Source organism: Paenibacillus sp. sptzw28, assembly GCF_019550795.1.
In the GTDB taxonomy this organism is placed as follows: Bacteria; Bacillota; Bacilli; order Paenibacillales; family Paenibacillaceae; genus Paenibacillus_Z.
Genome location: NZ_CP080545.1, coordinates 5,365,351 through 5,383,338 on the forward strand (window position 1 = coordinate 5,365,351; position 17,988 = coordinate 5,383,338).

At 50.3% G+C, this 17,988-nt stretch carries 18 protein-coding genes and 1 pseudogene; 4 read left to right on the forward strand and 15 right to left on the reverse strand.

What is annotated here, in order from left to right:
- Positions 1-94: 94 nt before the first annotated feature.
- From KZ483_RS24915 to KZ483_RS24925, 3 genes are all read right to left on the reverse strand, one after another.
- Positions 95-1,135: a TRAP transporter substrate-binding protein gene (locus tag KZ483_RS24915; RefSeq protein WP_258881408.1), complete on the reverse strand. Its 1,041-nt coding sequence runs from the start codon at positions 1,133-1,135 to the stop codon at positions 95-97.
- Between the two features lie 124 nt (positions 1,136-1,259).
- A complete protein-coding gene (locus tag KZ483_RS24920) occupies positions 1,260-2,555 on the reverse strand; it encodes a TRAP transporter large permease (RefSeq protein WP_220350243.1) in 1,296 nt (431 codons plus the stop codon).
- Positions 2,556-3,053: a TRAP transporter small permease gene (locus KZ483_RS24925; protein ID WP_220350244.1), complete on the reverse strand. Its 498-nt coding sequence runs from the start codon at positions 3,051-3,053 to the stop codon at positions 2,556-2,558.
- A 172-nt stretch (positions 3,054-3,225) separates the two neighbouring features.
- Here KZ483_RS24925 and KZ483_RS24930 point away from each other — a divergent pair, with 172 nt between their 5' ends.
- Positions 3,226-3,543: a cupin domain-containing protein gene (locus tag KZ483_RS24930; RefSeq protein WP_220350245.1), complete on the forward strand. Its 318-nt coding sequence runs from the start codon at positions 3,226-3,228 to the stop codon at positions 3,541-3,543.
- A 53-nt stretch (positions 3,544-3,596) separates the two neighbouring features.
- Here the strand turns inward: KZ483_RS24930 and KZ483_RS24935 are convergent, their stop codons facing one another.
- Positions 3,597-3,851 (reverse strand): hypothetical protein, encoded by a 255-nt coding sequence (locus KZ483_RS24935; protein ID WP_220350246.1) that lies wholly within the window; start codon positions 3,849-3,851, stop codon positions 3,597-3,599.
- A gap of 272 nt (positions 3,852-4,123) precedes the next feature.
- On the opposite strand from KZ483_RS24935, the gene KZ483_RS24940 reads away from it, so the two are divergent.
- The 3 genes from KZ483_RS24940 (at position 4,124) to KZ483_RS24950 (ending at position 6,867) form a co-directional block, all read left to right on the forward strand.
- Positions 4,124-5,056 carry a metal ABC transporter solute-binding protein, Zn/Mn family gene (locus tag KZ483_RS24940; protein ID WP_258881409.1) on the forward strand — a complete coding sequence of 311 codons (933 nt, stop codon included), beginning with the start codon at positions 4,124-4,126 and terminating at the stop codon, positions 5,054-5,056.
- A 126-nt stretch (positions 5,057-5,182) separates the two neighbouring features.
- A complete protein-coding gene (locus KZ483_RS24945; protein ID WP_220350247.1) occupies positions 5,183-5,983 on the forward strand; it encodes a metal ABC transporter ATP-binding protein in 801 nt (266 codons plus the stop codon).
- 32 nt (positions 5,984-6,015) lie between these two features.
- Complete coding sequence (locus KZ483_RS24950) at positions 6,016-6,867, forward strand: metal ABC transporter permease (RefSeq protein WP_220350248.1); 852 nt, start codon at positions 6,016-6,018, stop codon at positions 6,865-6,867.
- Between the two features lie 116 nt (positions 6,868-6,983).
- Here KZ483_RS24950 and KZ483_RS24955 read toward each other — a convergent pair whose 3' ends face one another.
- The 11 genes and pseudogenes from KZ483_RS24955 to KZ483_RS25005 form a co-directional block, all read right to left on the reverse strand.
- On the reverse strand, positions 6,984-7,748 hold the full coding sequence (locus KZ483_RS24955) for an amino acid ABC transporter ATP-binding protein (RefSeq protein ID WP_220350249.1): 765 nt from the start codon (positions 7,746-7,748) through the stop codon (positions 6,984-6,986).
- 18 nt (positions 7,749-7,766) lie between these two features.
- Positions 7,767-8,444: an amino acid ABC transporter permease gene (locus KZ483_RS24960; RefSeq protein ID WP_220350250.1), complete on the reverse strand. Its 678-nt coding sequence runs from the start codon at positions 8,442-8,444 to the stop codon at positions 7,767-7,769.
- Positions 8,445-8,464: 20 nt separating this feature from the next.
- Positions 8,465-9,316 carry an amino acid ABC transporter substrate-binding protein gene (locus KZ483_RS24965; protein WP_220350251.1) on the reverse strand — a complete coding sequence of 284 codons (852 nt, stop codon included), beginning with the start codon at positions 9,314-9,316 and terminating at the stop codon, positions 8,465-8,467.
- A 297-nt stretch (positions 9,317-9,613) separates the two neighbouring features.
- A complete protein-coding gene (locus tag KZ483_RS24970; RefSeq protein ID WP_220350252.1) occupies positions 9,614-11,035 on the reverse strand; it encodes an aldehyde dehydrogenase family protein in 1,422 nt (473 codons plus the stop codon).
- A 26-nt stretch (positions 11,036-11,061) separates the two neighbouring features.
- Complete coding sequence (gabT, locus tag KZ483_RS24975) at positions 11,062-12,420, reverse strand: 4-aminobutyrate--2-oxoglutarate transaminase (protein ID WP_220350253.1); 1,359 nt, start codon at positions 12,418-12,420, stop codon at positions 11,062-11,064.
- A 25-nt stretch (positions 12,421-12,445) separates the two neighbouring features.
- Positions 12,446-13,283, reverse strand: a pseudogene (locus tag KZ483_RS24980) (YitT family protein).
- Positions 13,283-14,029 carry an amino acid ABC transporter ATP-binding protein gene (locus KZ483_RS24985; protein WP_220353665.1) on the reverse strand — a complete coding sequence of 249 codons (747 nt, stop codon included), beginning with the start codon at positions 14,027-14,029 and terminating at the stop codon, positions 13,283-13,285. The pseudogene KZ483_RS24980 and the gene KZ483_RS24985 overlap by 1 nt, the downstream one beginning before the upstream one ends.
- A 4-nt stretch (positions 14,030-14,033) precedes the next feature.
- The gene (locus KZ483_RS24990; RefSeq protein ID WP_220350254.1) at positions 14,034-14,732 is read right to left on the reverse strand and encodes an amino acid ABC transporter permease; all 699 of its coding nucleotides are present in this window, start codon (positions 14,730-14,732) and stop codon (positions 14,034-14,036) included.
- A 21-nt stretch (positions 14,733-14,753) separates the two neighbouring features.
- On the reverse strand, positions 14,754-15,620 hold the full coding sequence (locus KZ483_RS24995) for a substrate-binding periplasmic protein (protein WP_220350255.1): 867 nt from the start codon (positions 15,618-15,620) through the stop codon (positions 14,754-14,756).
- A 79-nt stretch (positions 15,621-15,699) separates the two neighbouring features.
- The gene (locus tag KZ483_RS25000; protein WP_220350256.1) at positions 15,700-16,488 is read right to left on the reverse strand and encodes a GntR family transcriptional regulator; all 789 of its coding nucleotides are present in this window, start codon (positions 16,486-16,488) and stop codon (positions 15,700-15,702) included.
- Positions 16,489-16,667: 179 nt separating this feature from the next.
- Positions 16,668-17,891 (reverse strand): MFS transporter, encoded by a 1,224-nt coding sequence (locus KZ483_RS25005; RefSeq protein ID WP_220350257.1) that lies wholly within the window; start codon positions 17,889-17,891, stop codon positions 16,668-16,670.
- Positions 17,892-17,988 lie beyond the last annotated feature (97 nt).

A 17,988-nucleotide genomic window follows, 5' to 3' on the forward strand; every position in this document is an offset into this window, starting at 1 on the left:
CTACTTTATCTATGATTTTCGCCGCGTGCTTTTGTTTTCCTCTAATAAGGCAGTTAAGGAAAATAGAAGGAGGCCGCTTGCAGCCTCCTCCCGGTTACTTCGCTTTCTCGATTGCATCCATTACGGCGCCGTATTCGGCACGGTATTTGTCGATAACCGGTTTCACCGCATTCCGCCACGGTTCCAAATCCGTCACTTCCGTAATGGTTACGCCGGCAGCTTTGATTTTCTCCTCGGATTCCTTCTCAAATTTGTCCCACGCTTCCCGCTGGGTCGCGACTGATTCGGCTGCCGCCTCCTGAATGATTGTACGGTCTTCTTCAGAGAGTTTATCCCAGGTAATCTTGCTGATCAACAGTGTTTCCGGTACACGCTGGTGCCGATCGAGAATCAGGTTTTTGGCCTGCTGGAAGTGGTTGGATGAGAAATAGCTTGGATAGTTATTCTCCGCCGCGTCGATAATGCCGGTCTGAAGGGCGCTGAACACTTCACCGTAAGGCATTGGAGTGGCACTGGCGCCGAGCGCTTCCATAAGGTCGATATTCACTTTGTTTTGGATGACGCGAATTTTCTGGCCTTTGATATCTTCGATGCTCTTAAGCGGCTTGGTCGAATAGAAGCTTCTAGCTCCCGAGCTGTAATAAGCCAGCCCCTTCATACGGGATGATTCCAGGCTGTCGAGCAGCTTACTGCCTTCCTCTCCATTAAGGAATTTCCACATGTGCTCGTCACTCTCAAAGATATACGGAAGACTGAACACTTCATACTGCTTATTGAAGCCGCCGAGCGCTCCGGTACTAACCCTAGTGAACTCAATGGCGCCGAGCTGAACCTGTTCAATGACCGCTTTCTCTTCACCCAGCTGGGAGGATGGGAACACCTCGATCTTGATGCGTCCGCCGGACTTCTCGCTGACAAGCTCCGCGAACTTCTTATCGCCAATGACAGTCGGATAATCCGGCGGATGCGTATCAGCCAGACGGAAGGTGTATTTCGGTCCTTTCGCATTCTTGGCGTCATCCGAAGCAGCTGGCCCCGTACCGGTTTCTTTCGTATTCGTTCCGCATCCGGCAAGTAAAGTTCCGACTAACACCATAGTCAGGATACTGGAGAAGAAATTCACGTTCTTTCTCATCGTCATGTTCGCTCCTTTGTTTAGCTGGCCAATCTGATACACTAATCGTAATTCGAAAGCGCATACATTTTCTATAGATTGATTTTATATTTATTTGTAATTTCTTTGGCCCTACGCGCCGGATTTATTCCATAAGGTTCGGCAGCCACATCACAATGCCTGGAATATATGTGAGAATAAGCAGTACGACGCATAACACATAGAAGAACGGCATCATCGCTCTGGTCGCTTGGGAGATCGAAATGTTCCCGATTGCCGCCCCGACGAACAGCACGGTTCCCACCGGAGGAGTCAGCAGGCCGATTCCAAGATTCAGCATAAGAATAATGCCGAAATGAACGGGATCCATGCCGATGGAAGTGACAACCGGCAGCAGGATAGGCGTCATAATCAGAATAAGCGGCGCCATGTCCATTGGCGCTCCCAAGAGCAGCAGCAGAACATTAATAATGAGCAGAATGATGATTGGATTGTCCGATACGGCCAGCATCCAATCCGTTATCATCCCCGGCACCTGCAGGAAGGCCAGCACCCAGCTGAAAGCCGCCGAAGCGGAGATCAGGAATAAGACCATGGAAACCGTCCGGAATGTACGTTTCAGAATTACCCACATTCGGCTGACGGGAATATCCCGGTATACGAAGAATGTCAGGAAGAACGCGTACAAGCAAGCGATCGCTCCGCTCTCCGTTGCAGTGAACCATCCCGTGAAGATGCCTCCGAGAATAATGACCGCTGTCAGCATAGACAGGAAGCCATCCAGAATAATACGGGGAACTTCCTTCCTCTTGACCCGCTCCCCCTTCTCATAACCGCGCTTCACCGCAAACACATAGCTTGTAGCCATCAGCGACAAACACAAGACGATACCCGGAACGATTCCGGCGAGAAACAGGCTTGTAATGGAAATCCCGCCGCCTGCCGCAAGCGAATACAGGACCAGGTTATGGCTCGGCGGAACGACGACTCCCTGAATCGCTGCTGATACGGTTACGCCGACGGAATAATCCGTGTCATAGCCTTTCTTCTTCATTGACGGAATCATGATTGATCCGATGGAGGATACATCGGCAACGGCCGAACCCGAAATATTGCCGAAAAACATGCACGCGACACAGTTTACCATAGCGAGTCCGCCGCGGATGCCTCCGACGATAAGCATAGCCAGGTTGATGAGCCGAAGCGCCATCTTCCCCTCGCTCATAATCTGTCCCGCCAGAATAAAGAACGGAATCGTCAGCAGCGAATAAGAGTTCATCCCTTGGACCATCGTCTGGCCAACCGTTGCCAGCGGAACCTTCAAATACAGCAGGGTAAGGATGGAAGATCCGGCTAATCCGAGCGATATCGGAAATCGAAGCAGCACGAAGAGAATGAAGCTGCAGGCTAGTATCCATATTGCAATTGTCGTATCCGCCATTTACTCGTGGCCTCCAATGCTTTTATGCCTGCGCGTGTCGATACCGGCAAACTGCAGAAACGAGTAGATGCACACCAATATGCCGGTAATGGGCATGACAGCATAAAGGAGACTGTTGGGCAGCCCTGTAGCGGGCAGCTCCGACTCGTGCATGATTTTGGTGAAGCTCCAGCCGTAATAGATCAAGTAGACGCCGAATGCGAAGATGGCCGCATAAATGATTTTGTCGAGTACAAGGTTGAACGGCCCCGGCAGCTTGGCGGTGAACGTATCAATACCCATATGCAGCTTCTCCCGGAAGCCGAATGCGATTCCAAGAAACGAGAACCATACCATCAGCAGCATGGTGATTTCCTCCGACCCGTGAAAGACGTAGCTGAATACTTTCCGCGTGAAAACCTGCACCGTAACGATGATAATCATCGCCAACAGTCCGATTAAGGTCGCCGTTTCAAGGAAGGAATCAATGGCTAGGACAACCTTTTTAAGCGTTTTCATTTTTTTAGTCCTCCTTTGCGATAAAGCTTTCCGTGTTGTCATTGTATCGCCGATGCCGGACTGAACGTCCGCCAGTGATTTTATGTTTTTTTGTGTTTTCTTTAGGAGTTTTGAGATAGGACGGATTTTTACGGGAAGGTGAGTTAAAATGCCGTTAGAGGAGGAGATAAGGATGAGTAATTTGGGTGTATGGGAAAATGCCGAACCGGGTGTCCGACGGTGCATTAAACAAGCCGTAGGGACGTTAATGATGATGGAAGTGCATTTTGAACCGGGGGCCGAGGGGTATGAGCACTGCCATGTTCATGAACAGATGAGTTACTGCATGAAGGGGAAAATCGCTTTCCGCATCGAGGGCGTGGAGACGGTGCTGCAGGAGGGTGACACCATCTATATTCCAAGCGGGGCCAAGCACGGCGTGACCGCGCTCGAAAGCTCGGCCCTGCTGGATGTATTTACGCCCGTGAGGGAAGATTTACTGAAACGGTAATATCGCGCTGCTGAGGTTGCTTCCGCTTTTACCACATCATTTCCTTTGACAGGTCATTTAATGTCCAAGCCTAAAACTAATGCTCTCTTTAGAGCGTCTTCAGAAAATTTAGCTTTCTTATATTTTTTTTCAAACTCTTCTTTCGTTAGCGGAACCCAGCGAAAATCTTTATTTTGGTAAATCCAAGTTTTCATGCCCCAATCGACATGAATCGTCCTGCTGGCAACCTTTGTAACCTGACCGATTTCAGTAACAACATTCGTAGAACCGAACGTCTTAACACAATATTTACTAAGAATATCTTTCATAAAATGTCTCCATCCCCATCGCACCAGATTGTTTAACATGTATTCGGTAAGAGCTTGCTGAAATACCGAACATAGCCTATTGTTCGTTCCTTTCCTATCTTAACACATTCATCGAGCGTCTTTCTTCAGGCGCTTTTTTTCGTTTCTCTTAACGTGACAGTAACAAACTTGACACAGTTACAATCTTGACAGGTCTAATGATAAGGACTACCATTAATTCATCGTAATTATTACGAACTTCATACTAGAGATTGTATACTGGAGGAGAAGAAATGGGAGTACAAACAACGATGCTGCGCTCAAAAATAAGACTGTCTTGCTTCGCTGCACTCATGGCTCTTGCCCTGCTTCTATCGGGCTGCGGCTCTGCGGTGACGAAAACAAATGCGGCTGGCAGTTCTCCAACCGGGAAAATCAAAATCGTCGCAGCGGAAAATTTTCTTGGTGAAGTGGCTTCTGCCGTAGGCGGCGACAGCGTAGAGGTTACCTCAGTGATTACGAATCCCAATGCCGATCCTCACGACTTCGAGCCGACTGCGCAAACTTCCAAAGAAGTAAGCGACGCACAAGTAATCGTGTACGTCGGTATCGGCTACGACGAATGGATGAATAAACTGGTAACGGCCAATTCGTCACCTAAGACTGTCATCAACCTGGGCGAAGGATTGCTTGGTAAAAAGGATGGGGACAACCCGCATGTCTGGTACATCCCTGAATCCATGCCGAAGCTGGCGGATGCGCTCGCGGGTGGGCTCGGCAAAATTGATCCCTCACAGGCTGACGCCTTTAAGAAACGCGCACAAGAATATAAAAACAGCCTCGCGCCTCTTATGGATCTTGTCGCTAAGCTGAAGCAGGCTTCTCCCGTGGATATTGCCGTCTCCGAGCCGGTCTTTGATTACATGGCCGCCGCTCTTAATCTGAATGTTATTGACCCTGGATTTGCCAAAGCGATTGAAGAGGAAGCAGACCCTGCCCCTGGAGATGTCGCCGCGCTTCAAGATGCTTTGAAAGAAAAGAAAGTGAAGCTGTTCGTGCAAAATACGCAAGCCGAAAGTCCGACGGTAGCAACAATTGTCGATGCTGCAAACGCCAATCAAGTGCCTGTCGTACAAGTTACGGAAACGGAGCCTCAGGGAAAAGACTACTTGAAATGGATGACGGACCAGTTAACTGAAGTTCAGCACGCTCTTGGCATTAAATAAGTTATCAATAAACATACCAATCGGAACTTCTCTCTTTAAGGCTTAAAGGGAGAGTTTCTTTTCTTTTCCGGGATCATGTTAATATAAGAGAAGCCGTATCATCATGAGCAGGAAGGAAGATTCATCATGGGGTGTGAATTGGCGGTACAGGATGTCAGTGTTCATCTGAACGGCAAATCGATTTTGAATCATATTTCGTTCTCAATCAAACAAGGGCAGTTTATGGGAATTATCGGACCGAACGGCGCCGGCAAAACGACTCTGTTTCGGGTACTGTTAGGCATGCTTGAGCCGACTAAAGGTCTGATCTCATTCCAAGATGAGGAACATCAACCGGTGCCGTCTTCGGCAATCGGTTATGTTCCCCAATCCCGGCAAATCGACCCGGAAATTCCGATGACGGCGGAAGACTTTATCAGTCTCGGTCTCCCCCATCGGTACCGGTTCTGGTCGACGCCCAAGGACCGCGAAGCCATATCGGAAGCGCTCCGGCTTACCGATGCCTTTCATTTGGCCAAGCAGCCTCTCGGCAAATTGTCCGGTGGTGAACGGCAGCGTATTTTTTTGGCCCAGGCGCTTGTTCGGAAATCGAAAATTTTGCTGCTGGACGAGCCGACCTCCAATCTGGATCCCGGAGCGCAGGAGCAGATGGCTTCGGTAGTCGGCCGCATCTGCCGCGAACAAAATGTCAGCGTGCTGTTTATCAGCCACGATATTAACCTGATCGCCAGATATGCCGACCGCATTTTATATTTGACTCGCGGGCATTATGCACAAGGAACTGTAGAAGAGGTCATGAAGACGGACGTGCTCAGTCGACTGTACGGAAACCCTGTGGAAGTGATGAAGGTTGATTCAAGACTGGTCGTTCTTTCTTCGGGCAAAGAAGGCGCGGCGCCGATTTGTTATCACGGTGAGGCAGAGTAATCAAGCAGCATGACCTAAGGAGGTTTCATTTTATGTTTCATTATGACTTCATGCGGCATGCTTTCGAGGCAGGCACGCTTGTCGCCGTCATGTGCGGAGTCATCGGCGTCTTCGTCATTGCCCGAAACTTGTCGTTCATCGCCCATACATTCTCGCACATCGGATTTTCCGGGGCGGCGTTTGCCGTTTATATGGGATGGAACCCGCTTTCCGGTTTATTGATGTTCACCGTATCCAGCGCGCTTGCGATAGGGCGAATGGGCATTAAAGTCTTTCGTAGAGATGTATCGATCAGTGTCGTATTGAGTATATTTTTAGGCTTTGGGCTTCTCTTTCTCTCCTTATCCAGCAGGCAAGCGAACACAATGTTCTCCATCCTCTTCGGCAGCGTCGTCGGGATTAGCACGCAGGATGTGTGGGAGCTGACCTCGCTATCTTTCGTTGTGATGCTGGTGCTGGCCGCAGGTTACCGGATGCTGAAATTCGATTCTTTCGATCCTCTTGGCGCTCAAGCGGCTGGCCTGCCAATCCGGTTCATATCCATCGGGTTTCTGCTGCTCTTGTCCGTAGCGGTGGCGGAAGCGATACAAATCGTCGGAGCTCTTCTGGTTTTTACCCTCATGACGACGCCTGCCGCCACTGCGCGATATTTGACTCAATCGGTTGCCAAAATGGTCTTTTGTTCCGCAGGGCTCGCGGTATTAGGGGTTTGGCTCGGACTTACGCTCGGGTATTATACCAATGCGCCGGTCAGTTTCTTCATTACCGCCCTGGAAGGCATCTTTTATTTCGCAGCTTTGGGCTGGTATTCCTTTAGAGAGAAGAAGGAGGCGAAAGACGCTGCCCCTGTCCCTTCGAATGCCCCCGAAACCGTGAACCAATAATTTGGGTGCCGCTCCCGGGCTCAGAGGTGGACACCAAATCGAGGTGATACCGGGAACCGCTCATGTACATGAAAAAACCGCTTGTTGTCACGTAATTTCATGACAATAAGCGGTTTTCACTCATTTACCCCCACGACCGATTCATTCAGCCGCGACAGAAACAGGCGGGTACGTTCCTGGCTTGGCCGTTCCAGCACTTGCTCCGGCGGCCCTTGCTCAACGATCAGACCATTGTCCATGAAGACGATCCGGTCCGCCACTTGACTGGCAAATTTCATCTCGTGGGTAACGATAGCCATCGTCATCCCTTCACTTGCCAGCTCCTTGATGACCTTCAGAACCTCTCCGACCAATTCGGGGTCGAGCGCCGACGTTGGTTCATCGAAGAGCAGCAGCGTAGGATCGATACCCATCGCGCGGGCAATGCCGACCCGCTGCTGCTGTCCGCCCGACAGTTCATGCGGATAGGAGTCGGCCTTTTCCTCCAAACCAACCTTACGCAGAAGCTCCATCGACCGGGTTTGCGCCTCGTCCTTAGCCTTCTTCTGCACGACTACCTGCGCCTCCATCACGTTCTGCAGCGCTGTCCGGTGCGGGAAGAGATTATAAGATTGGAACACCATGCCGGTCTGCCTGCGAAAAGCCAGTATTTCCGCCGTATTCGGTTTGGTTTGAGGGCTGAACGTGAGGCTGGAGCTTCCGATGGCAAGAGTACCTTCAGTCGGCATCTCCAGCAGATTTATGCTTCGGAGCAGGGTCGTTTTCCCGGAGCCGGAAGGGCCGATAATGACGAGAACTTGTCCCTTCTCAATAGCAAGGTCAATGCCGCGAAGCACCTCATGCTTCCCGAAGCTTAATTTCAGATTTGAAATTTGAATCATAGGATTCTCCTTTGTCCCCTACCTGGCGGAATATCTTTCAAACCGCTTCTCGAGCCGCCGCTGCAAGGCTGAGAGGACAGTGCTGAATATCAAATAGATTAATGCCGCTTCACAGTACAACAACATCGGTTCATAGTAGTACGCTGTGATTTGCTGGGCTTTTTGGAACATCTCCGGCATCGTTATGGCCGCCGCAAGCGATGTGTCCTTTAACAGGCTGATAAATGAGTTTCCCAGCGGAGGGACGGAAACACGCGCCGCTTGCGGCAAAATAACCCGGCGCAGCGCCTGCGAGCGGGTCATGCCGACGGAATAGGCTGCCTCCCACTGACCTTTACCTATCGAGACAATCGCCGCGCGAATAATTTCGGAGCCGTAAGCTCCTACACTGATCGAGAATCCGATAACCGCCGCGGGAAAGGCATCAATAACGACACCGATGCTCGGCAGCCCATAGAAGATAATGAATAATTGCACCAGAAGCGGCGTACCCCGAATGACCCAGACATAGAATCTGGCGGTTTCTACGAGAATCCTTAAGCTGGAAAGCCGGGCAAGCGCAGTTAGAAAGGCCAGCGCAAACCCAAGCACGAAAGAAATCAGCGTAAGCGGAATCGTAAAAGCTACCCCTGCCTTAAGCAGGGGTAGAAAGGATTCGATAAAGATGTGAATTAGTCTTTCCGTTCTATCGCTCATAAGTAGCTACCTTTGCCTGATTACTTCGAAACGTCTGCACCGAAGTATTTCTGTGAGATTTTCAAATAAGTTCCATCGGCTTTCATCTCGGCCAGCGCCTTGTTGATGGCATCCACTAACTCAGGATTGCCCTTGTTGATCAAGACAGCGCTTGGAGTAGCTACATCCGTCTCGGCAGCAACCTTGATCTTGGCATCCGGTCTTTGTTTTTTGAAATCCAGGTAGGAAAGTCCGTCGTTGACTGTCGCATCGATCCGTTTGGACAGAAGCAGATCGATCGCCTGGTTGAAACCGTCGGTCTGAACAATCGTCGCTCCGTTTTCTCTGGCAATATCCGACAAGTTGCTCGTTAAGGACTGGCCTGCCTTTTTCCCCTTAAGATCGGACAGTTTTTTAATATCCGTATTATCTTCATTAACGATTAGAACAGCTTTCGAAACGATGTAAGGGTCGGAGAAATCATATTTCACTTTCCGGTCCTCTTTAATGGACACTTCGTTGATGACAACATCGAACCGTTTGGAATCCAGTCCTGCAAACATGCCGTCCCACTTCGTTTCAATAAATTCCGGCTCAACGCCCATATGTTTGGCAATTTCCTGCGCGATTTCCACATCGAAGCCGGTAAGCTTGCCGTCTTTATCGTGGTAAGTGAACGGTGCGTACGTGCCTTCCGTGCCGATGCGGATCTTGCCGCTCACTTTAATCGTTTCGAGCAGATTCTTGGCTGCCGGTTGCTGCGTATCGGTTTGACCCGTGTTCGCCTGACCCGAACCGGCTCCTTTGTTGTCGGCGGTTTTTTGGCCGCACGCCGAAAGAACAAGCGAAGCAACCATAATAAGTATTGCCACTGTAATCCAAGATTTTCTCATTTTCTGTTCCCCACTCCATATTTTTTCTGTTATTTTCCCCGTAAACATTGTTACCATCCATTATATGGATCGAAACGCGCTTATCACCTGAGATAATCCGACACTCACAGTTTAAGGCGCCCGGGCTTTAAGTAAAACGTAATACCGATTCAATCATTTGTTGCATTGGCTAGTCAATATCTTATCCGATATATTCAATAGGATTTATCGGATATAAATTTAAAGGAAAGCATAAGTACCCGTAACGATTCGTTTCATCGCTCCCGGTTCTTATGCTTGTTCTGCACCCAGTTCACATTAATTTCGGTTAATGACAACCAGCTTAAGTTCGGTCATTTCTTCCACCGCATACTTCAATCCCTCACGGCCCATGCCGCTCTGCTTTACACCGCCGTACGGCATATGATCGACTCTGAATGTGGGGATATCGTTGATCATGACGCCGCCCACATGAAGGTTATCCGCCGCATCCAATGCCGTCCGTACGTTCTCGGTATAAATTCCCGCCTGCAGGCCGTAATCGGAATCGTTCACAAGAGCAATCGCATCCTCCACCGAGCGGACTTTATTAATGAGCACGATCGGAGCGAATACCTCCTTGCAGGATACTTGGGCGGCGGGGTCGACATCGAGGAGAACCGTCGGCATCAAAATCCCTCCGTCCGCCGTCCCTCCAAGAGCGACTGAAGCCCCCTGCCGGCATGCTTCGTCAATCCAGTCGAGCGAGCGCTGCACATCCCGCTCTCTGATCAAGGCGGATACGTCCGTCTCCTCGCTTAGCGGATCTCCGATTTTTAATTGCTTCGCTGCAGCCGCAAACTTCTGGGTAAACTCCTCATACAGCTCCTCAACCACGTAAATACGCTGCAGCGAGATGCATACCTGTCCCTGGAAGGAGTAAGCGCCTGCCACGCAGCGGGCTACGATCGGATCAACATTAACTTCCCTGTCAATAATTACAGCCGAATTCGAACCGAGCTCCAGCGTCACACGCTTTAATCCGGCCTTGCCGCGAATCCCGATGCCCACGCCGGGACTTCCTGTAAAAGTGATCATATTGACCCGCGGGTCCGAAACGATCTTGTCGCCGATCAATTTACCGTCTCCGGTTACAACGTTCAATGCGCCGGCAGGAAGCCCCGCTTCCTCGAGCAGCTCGCAAAGAAAATAAGCGGAGAGCGGGGTTTGCTCCGCCGGCTTAAGCACGATGGTATTGCCGGAAGCGATGGCGGGACCGACTTTGTGGGCGACCAGATTCATTGGGAAGTTGAACGGCGTAATGGCGCCGACCACACCTATCGGTTCTCTTATCGTGTAGGCGAAGCGTCCTTCTCCCCCCGGCGCCGCATCGAGCGGAATTGTTTCTCCGTGAATCCGCTTCGCCTCTTCGGAGGCGAATTTGTAGGTTTGAACCGTCCGGTCAACTTCCGCCAATGCCGTTTTGAGCGGTTTCGCAGCTTCAAGGGCAATAATCCGGGCCGCTTCTTCCCTTCGCTGGTCCAGCAGTACTGACAACCTTTCCAGTATGCCTGCCCGCCTGTGTGCCGGCAGCTTTCTCATTACCGATTTGGCGCGGACGGCCGCTTCGATTGCCCGTTCGGTTTCATCCAGGTTAGCATCCGGTACTTGAGCGATCGGCTCTTTCGAATAGGGGGAATACAGCGTTATGTACGCTGCCGCTTCAACCCATTCCCCATTAATGAACAGATGCTTCTTCATTAAGCAACCTCCTTCTCCGCGATTGGCTAATGCTGGGCGACCGGCGCATACAGCTGCTCCAGCACTTCACTCATAATATCCAAGCCTTCCTGCAGCTGCTCATCCGTTATGACAAGCGGCGTGAGAAAACGGATGACGTTTCCGTGAACGCCTGCGCTCAGCAGGATCACGCCTTTCTCATAGCAGGCTTTGATCATCTTCGCCACAAATTCTTTGGCCGGCTTCCGAGTGTCGGGGTCGACAAGCTCGATCGCACACATCGCCCCCAAGCCGCGTACATCTCCGATAATCGGATAATCCTTCTGCAGCGAGGTAAAATGACTGCGGATTATATCGCCGATCACCCGCGATCTTCCCGGCAGATCCTCGCGCTCCATGATCTCGATCACGGCCAGTGCGGCTGCGCAGCCAAGAGGACTGCCTCCGTAGGTTCCCCCGATTTCACCCGGATTCGGCGCATCCATGATCTCGGCTTTCCCGACAACCGCACTGATTGGAAGCCCCGCCGCAAGCGATTTGGACAGGGTGATAAGGTCCGGCTCGATATCGAAATATGTGCTGCAGAACATTTCCCCGGTCCGTCCGAAGCCGGTCTGAATTTCATCGGCGATAAACAGAATGTTATTGTTCCTGCATATTTCATAGACGCCTTTCACGAATGCCTTGGGGGGTACAATAAATCCTCCTTCTCCTTGAACCGGTTCCATGATAACCGCGGCCAATTCCTCGGGAGCCGCTTCCGTGAGAAGGAAATCTTCAAATTGATTCACGCAGAACTGCGCATATTCCTGCTCCGTCATAGAAGCCGGTCGCGCGAAGGGATACGGATACTGCGCTTTGTAGGTTGAAGGGGCGAAAGGGCCCATTTTATATTTATAAGGCTTAACCTTGCTTGTTAACGACATACCCAGTAATGTTCTTCCGTGAAACCCGCGCGTGAAGGATACAATCCCCGTCTTACCCGTATATTTCCGGGCGATTTTGACTGCATTTTCGACGGCCTCTGCCCCGCTGTTCGCGAACATGGCTTTCTTCGGGAAGCTTCCAGGCGTTATTTGTGCGAGCTTTTCCGCCAGCGCAACATAAGGCTCGTACATGCCGACATGAAAGCAGGTATGAATGAACTGCTCCGCTTGCTTCTTGATGGCTTCAACCACCTCCGGCGCACAGTGACCCACATTAATCGTGCCGATCGCGCCGACAAAATCAAGAAACACATTGCCGTCCACATCCTGCAAAGTGGCGCCCTGCGCTTTCTCGACAAACAATGGATAGCTGTAACCGATGCCTTTGGAAACATACTGATTACGCTTCCCCAGAAGCTCTCTTGTTTTTACACCGGGTAATTCGGAAGAAACGGATACGAATTTTCGCTCATTGTCCATCGTTATATTCTCCTTTGACCACAAATTATGGGGAGTTTGGGAAAGTAAAGCCCTGCCCGAATACGTCCCGGACGTCATGGATGACTACAAATGCATGGGCGTCGATGCCATGAACGATTTTCTTTAACTGGAACAATTCCTGCTTGTTAATCACGATATATAATACATCCCTCGACTCTTTCGAAAAATTGCCCCGGGCGGAGAAAATCGTAACGCCCCTGCGCATTTTTTCATTTACCACTGCGGCAATTTCAGCCTCAAAGCGGGAAAATCGTGACCGCTTTTCTCGATTTGAGACCTTCAACAATGAAATCAATAAGCTTGGCCCCGATGTAAAGTGAAATAATCGTATACATCACTTTCTCGGCGCCGATGATGAAATAGGAGCCGAATACGACCACCAGGTCGAAAAATAACAAAGAATAGCTGATGCTCCAGCCGAAGTACCGGTTCGTTATTTTCGCCAGTACCGTCGATCCTCCGGTTGTTCCGCCCGTACGCATGATGATGCCTATCCCTATTCCGATTAGAACTCCGGCAAATACCGTACCGAGCATCGTCTCTCCGGCATATACGGCGATCCCTTTCGTCACATGCAGGAAATAGGAGTTGACCGCGATCGCGATAATCGTATACAAGGTGACCCGTTTATCCAGCAATTTATAACCGATAGACACAATGACGGTGTTGAGCAGCAGAGATGTGATTCCCGGAGACCATTGGAACAGGTAATACAAGTCCATCGAGATACCGATTACGCCGCCTTCAGCCAATTCATTCGGAATGGCAAAGCTGTTGATTCCGACCGCAAAAATGAACGAGCCGACAATGATTTGAATGATATCGGTTATCCGGTTAGCCATCATGAAGTATGATTCACTGCCTGGATAAATGATCTCGTTCTCTGATGCTTGGGACTAGTGAAAAACTGTTTCGGCGGGCCTTCCTCGACGATAACGCCGCCATCCATAAAGATAACGCGGTCTGCGATTTCTTCCGCAAATTTCATCTCGTGGGTGACCAGAACCATCGTCATTCCTTCCTCGGCCACTTCCCGCATCACGTTCAATACTTCACCGATCAGCTCAGGGTCGAGCGCGGAGGTTGCCTCGTCGAACAGCATGACCTTCGGTTCCATTGCGAGTGCGCGGGCAATCGCCACGCGCTGCTGCTGTCCCCCCGACAATTGGCTGGGATAATGATTCATCCGCTCCGCGAGCCCGACCTTTTTCAAGTATTTCTCCGCGGTTTTCCTGGCATCTTCCTTCGATTTTCTGCGGACGTCTATTTGGGCCGCCATGACATTCTCCAGAGCTGTCATGGTCGGGAACAGATTGAAGCGTTGGAATACCATGCCGATCTCCATCCGAAGGGACGCAACACGTTTTTCATTGAACTTTTGGCCGATTTCCTGAAAATATTGTCCTTCGACTTTCACCGTACCCGAGGTAGGCTGCTCTAAATAATTCAGGCAGCGGAGGAAGGTGGATTTGCCCGAACCGGACGGCCCGATAATGACCACTTTCTCCCCTTGTCGAACCTGAAGGCTGATCCCTTTCAGAATCTCGTTGGGCCCGAATGCTTTGCGCAGCTGCTCCACTTCGATCATCACTTTAGACATGGCGTCCGAGCCTCCTCTCCAGCATGCGGACACCCTGCCCCAGCGGGACGCTCACGATCAAGTAGACAAACGCGGCAAGCGTATACGACTCGATCGTCAGGAAGGTTTGGGAGGTATAAGCCTGTGTCGTGAGTATAATTTCACCCAGCGTTATGAATGCGCAGAGTGAAGTGTCTTTGGTCATCATAATGAAATAGTTGCCAAGGGGCGGAAGCGAAATCCGGAACGATTGCGGGAATACAATATGGCGCATCGTTTTGCGGCGGGTGTAACCGAGCGCCAGGGCCGCCTCGGTCTGACCCTTATCTACCGCATTGATCGACGACCGGAATATTTCCGACATATAACATGCGTAATTGACGCCGAGTCCGATAACGCTTGCTGTAAAGGCGCTGAAATTGACGTGAAAGTCAGGATACCAAATGGCGCCGATTCTGCTGATGATCTCGGGAACAACATAATAAACATAGAGCAATTGAACGAGCAGCGGTGTTCCCCTAACAATTTCAATAAAAACAATGAGCGTCCGGTTAAGAGCCTTACTCTTGCCGATCCGGCCAAGGGCGATCAATAACCCCAGGGCGAAGGCCAATGTGAATGAGACCAGAACAAGAGAAATAACGATCCAGAGCGCTTTTAACAGAGAAGGTGTTAATTGCTCAAAAGCCGTGATGAAATGAATATTATTCACAACCGCATCACCTCCACATCATTACTTATTCGAAGCCATGTTATCTTCATTCAGTCCGTATTTCTTAAGAACCTTGAGAACAAAGCCTTCTTTCTTCAAGATTTCCAGTTCTTTGTTGACCGCTGCAAGCAAATCCTGATCGTTCTTCCGGACCGCGGCGCCGATATCTCCGCTGTAGTGCGCTGTATACGGGGAAACGAGTTTGAGCGAAAGCGATGGATCATGGGCAATGGTATAGGCGGCCGTTGCACTGTCCGTAATGGTTGCATCGATTTTTTGCGTGTTGGTCGCGAGCAGCAATTCAGCCTGGGATCCGAAAATTTTCACTTCTTTTATTTTGCCTTCTTTTTGCAGCTGCTGGGCGTACTCAAGGAAAGTCATCCCTTTTTGCCCTCCAACGACTTTATCCTTCAGATCGTCGATTCCTTTGATATCCGAATCCTTACGGACAACGATCGCTTCCCCTTCTCTGTACCAATAGTCTGTAAATGAAGCGATCTTCTCCCGTTCCGGCTTCACATACATGCCATCGGTAACCATATCAATGTTTTTATTGTTCAGTTCAAGGAGGAGATTCTCGAATTTGACTTCCTTCATCTCGACCTTGGGGATACCCAGCCGTTTGGCAATTTCTTTAATAATCTCAGCGTCAATGCCGACAAATTCCTTGCTGTCCTTATCGATGAAAGCGAACGGAGTATCGTTGGACGAGCCGACTACGAGCACTCCTTTTTCCTTGATCTTCGCAAGAGCGCCGGCAGTGCCGGATCCGGGTGCCGCAGCAGCCGTGTCTGCGGGTGGATTCGAACCCGAGCCCTGGCTTCCGCAGCCTGCCAACAAACCTATCGACAAAACAGCAAGAGTAAAGAGTTTGAATCGGTTTTTCATGTGTAATCCTCCTCAATTTTGGGTTATTACTTGAATCGCGGGATTGTATACTGAAATTGTATACAATTCTGAACAAAAGTTATTTGCCCACCAGCCGCTGACTGTACCTGGAAATGACCTGTTCAACGGAGAGAGCATGGTTTAACTGCCTCGAAAAATCGATTTCGCTTCGGATAAAATCAACATGATCGCTCGCCAGCCGATAGGCCAAATCACCGTCCCCTTTCCTGATTGCTTCAAAAATCGCTTTATGTTCATCCGGCGAATCCGGCGATTCGGGATCTGCGGTATCGTAAAACGTAAGTATGATATGGGTCAGGTTTACCAGTTCCCTCAGGTAGCGAATCAGATAATCGTTGCGGGAAGCATGGATAACGGCGAGATGGAATTCGGCAATGGCCTTTAATGCGCTGCGTTCGTCGCGTTTGAGGTAATATTCTTTCTCTTGTGTCAGAAATTGTTCCATTTTATCTAAATCTTCTTGTCCTGCATGAAGAGCGGCCAACCTTGCGGCTTCGGGCTCCAGAAGCTTTCTTACGCTGAAAATGTGCTCCGCCTCTTCCGGTGTGGGACAGTAGACGAACGCGCCTCTGTTCGGAATAATCTTTACCAGAGATTCGAATTTCAAACGGTGAAAAACAGCGCGTATCGGCGTACGGCTTACCTCGAATGCCTCTGCAAGGGACATCTCCACCAATTGGGTCCCCGGTGTAAGATCGCTGTTAAAGATCGCCTCTTTGAGGATTTCATAAATTTGATCCTCGCTGATTTTTTTATCTAACAGAAGAACACTCCTTTTTAAGTGCTTTTTTAATTGTACACAGCTATTGTATACAATTATTATGTTAGGTTTACTAACATAAGTCAACAGAAAAATATGAATTATTCATTGTATATGAGTTTTTTAAGTCGTTTTATGTTAGAAAATATAACATACATATCGTTATAATTATGGATTAATGCCAAATAACCCCTTGTGATGGTCACAAGGGGCATCTTGACTCTATCGACGGGTCAGTAATGACCGTCGTAATAATCGAACATGCTCTACTCCCTCCAAAGCCGTGAGCGTACGAATAGCGCAGCAGCAGCGGCTGCTGCAGCCAAGATGACAGCAAAGACCGCAGCCCCGGTTGCCAGCCCCGTAAAATCGATAAGGTATCCCGTGCACACGGGCAGGAGAGCGGCCGGGATGTAGCCTCCAATATTCAGGACGGAGTTAGCCTCGGCTCTGCGCTGCTCCGGGACATGAAGGCTGATAAGCGTGAGTCCTCCGAGCTGACCGAGGCCTTGACCGGCACCAGCTAAAATAGCGGCAAACACAAGCAATAATGCAGCGTTGGCATTGACAGCCACTGCCATACAGATCATGGACAGAATGGTGGCCGCCGCGCTGATCAAGAAGATGGTGCGGATGGGTAATTTCTTGAGCGCAAACTGAATGCCGGTCGCCGTCAGGAACATGACACAGGCTGTGCTGCCTGCGACAAGGGGGCTCGTTACCGCGAGCAGCTTCGAGAGCAGCGAAGGGCCAAGCGATAATATGAAGGATGTCGCCGTGATGCCAGGTGCGAAGACGGCGATCCCGAAGGCAAGGTGAAAGCGGTTAGCCGCAGGCACACTTGGCATATGAAGACGGAGGTTGTTCAACTGTTGGAAGTTAACCTTTCTTGATGGAAGGGAACCTGCAACGAAGAAGGCACTGACCAGGATCACGAATTGAATCGAGAAGATCGGAACGACCGGCCGGGAAAGAAACTCGGCTAAGACTCCCCCGATAAGCGGTCCGAGTCCCGCACCCAGCACCATGGCGACCGATGCTGCAAGCGAAGCCAACTGCCTCTGAGCGGTACCTCCGACATCCACGACCGAGGCCATGCCCGCCGAGACAATTACGCCGACAGCAATGCCTGACAGAAAACGAGCGACGAGAAGAACGGCAACTGAGGACGCTGTGGCGAACAGGAGGCAGGCTAGAACGGCTGCAATTAGACCCGGGAACAGCACCGGTTTGCGTCCGAACCGGTCGGAGAGCTGGCCTGCGATAAGAAGCGCCGCCAGAAGGCCAACGATGTAAGCTGCAAATACCAGTGTCAGCGTACCATTGGAAAAACCCATCTCTCGCTGCCAGTGCACGTAGAGCGGGGTGGCGGAGTTCGAGAGGATAAAGACCGCCGTTACCATCCAGGATACTGTCCATATACGCCAGGTATGCGGGGCGCGGACTGCTGACGTTTTCGACAGTCTGGCTTCTTGAGAGTAGTTAGTCATGGAATGTTTCCTCCTCACCGTTTAAAATGTTCATTCGTTGCTTTTAATCATATGTTATATTTATATATAACTGAAATACCCATTTCGAATTAGGGAG

Coding starts and splice junctions, on each gene's coding strand:
- KZ483_RS24915 (WP_258881408.1), bottom strand. CDS start 1,135: ATGAGAAAGAACGTGAATTTCTTCTCCAGTATCCTGACTATGGTGTTA.
- KZ483_RS24920 (WP_220350243.1), bottom strand. CDS start 2,555: ATGGCGGATACGACAATTGCAATATGGATACTAGCCTGCAGCTTCATT.
- KZ483_RS24925 (WP_220350244.1), bottom strand. CDS start 3,053: ATGAAAACGCTTAAAAAGGTTGTCCTAGCCATTGATTCCTTCCTTGAA.
- KZ483_RS24930 (WP_220350245.1), top strand. CDS start 3,226: ATGAGTAATTTGGGTGTATGGGAAAATGCCGAACCGGGTGTCCGACGG.
- KZ483_RS24935 (WP_220350246.1), bottom strand. CDS start 3,851: ATGAAAGATATTCTTAGTAAATATTGTGTTAAGACGTTCGGTTCTACG.
- KZ483_RS24940 (WP_258881409.1), top strand. CDS start 4,124: ATGGGAGTACAAACAACGATGCTGCGCTCAAAAATAAGACTGTCTTGC.
- KZ483_RS24945 (WP_220350247.1), top strand. CDS start 5,183: ATGGGGTGTGAATTGGCGGTACAGGATGTCAGTGTTCATCTGAACGGC.
- KZ483_RS24950 (WP_220350248.1), top strand. CDS start 6,016: ATGTTTCATTATGACTTCATGCGGCATGCTTTCGAGGCAGGCACGCTT.
- KZ483_RS24955 (WP_220350249.1), bottom strand. CDS start 7,748: ATGATTCAAATTTCAAATCTGAAATTAAGCTTCGGGAAGCATGAGGTG.
- KZ483_RS24960 (WP_220350250.1), bottom strand. CDS start 8,444: ATGAGCGATAGAACGGAAAGACTAATTCACATCTTTATCGAATCCTTT.
- KZ483_RS24965 (WP_220350251.1), bottom strand. CDS start 9,316: ATGAGAAAATCTTGGATTACAGTGGCAATACTTATTATGGTTGCTTCG.
- KZ483_RS24970 (WP_220350252.1), bottom strand. CDS start 11,035: ATGAAGAAGCATCTGTTCATTAATGGGGAATGGGTTGAAGCGGCAGCG.
- gabT (WP_220350253.1), bottom strand. CDS start 12,420: ATGGACAATGAGCGAAAATTCGTATCCGTTTCTTCCGAATTACCCGGT.
- KZ483_RS24985 (WP_220353665.1), bottom strand. CDS start 14,029: ATGATCGAAGTGGAGCAGCTGCGCAAAGCATTCGGGCCCAACGAGATT.
- KZ483_RS24995 (WP_220350255.1), bottom strand. CDS start 15,620: ATGAAAAACCGATTCAAACTCTTTACTCTTGCTGTTTTGTCGATAGGT.
- KZ483_RS25005 (WP_220350257.1), bottom strand. CDS start 17,891: ATGACTAACTACTCTCAAGAAGCCAGACTGTCGAAAACGTCAGCAGTC.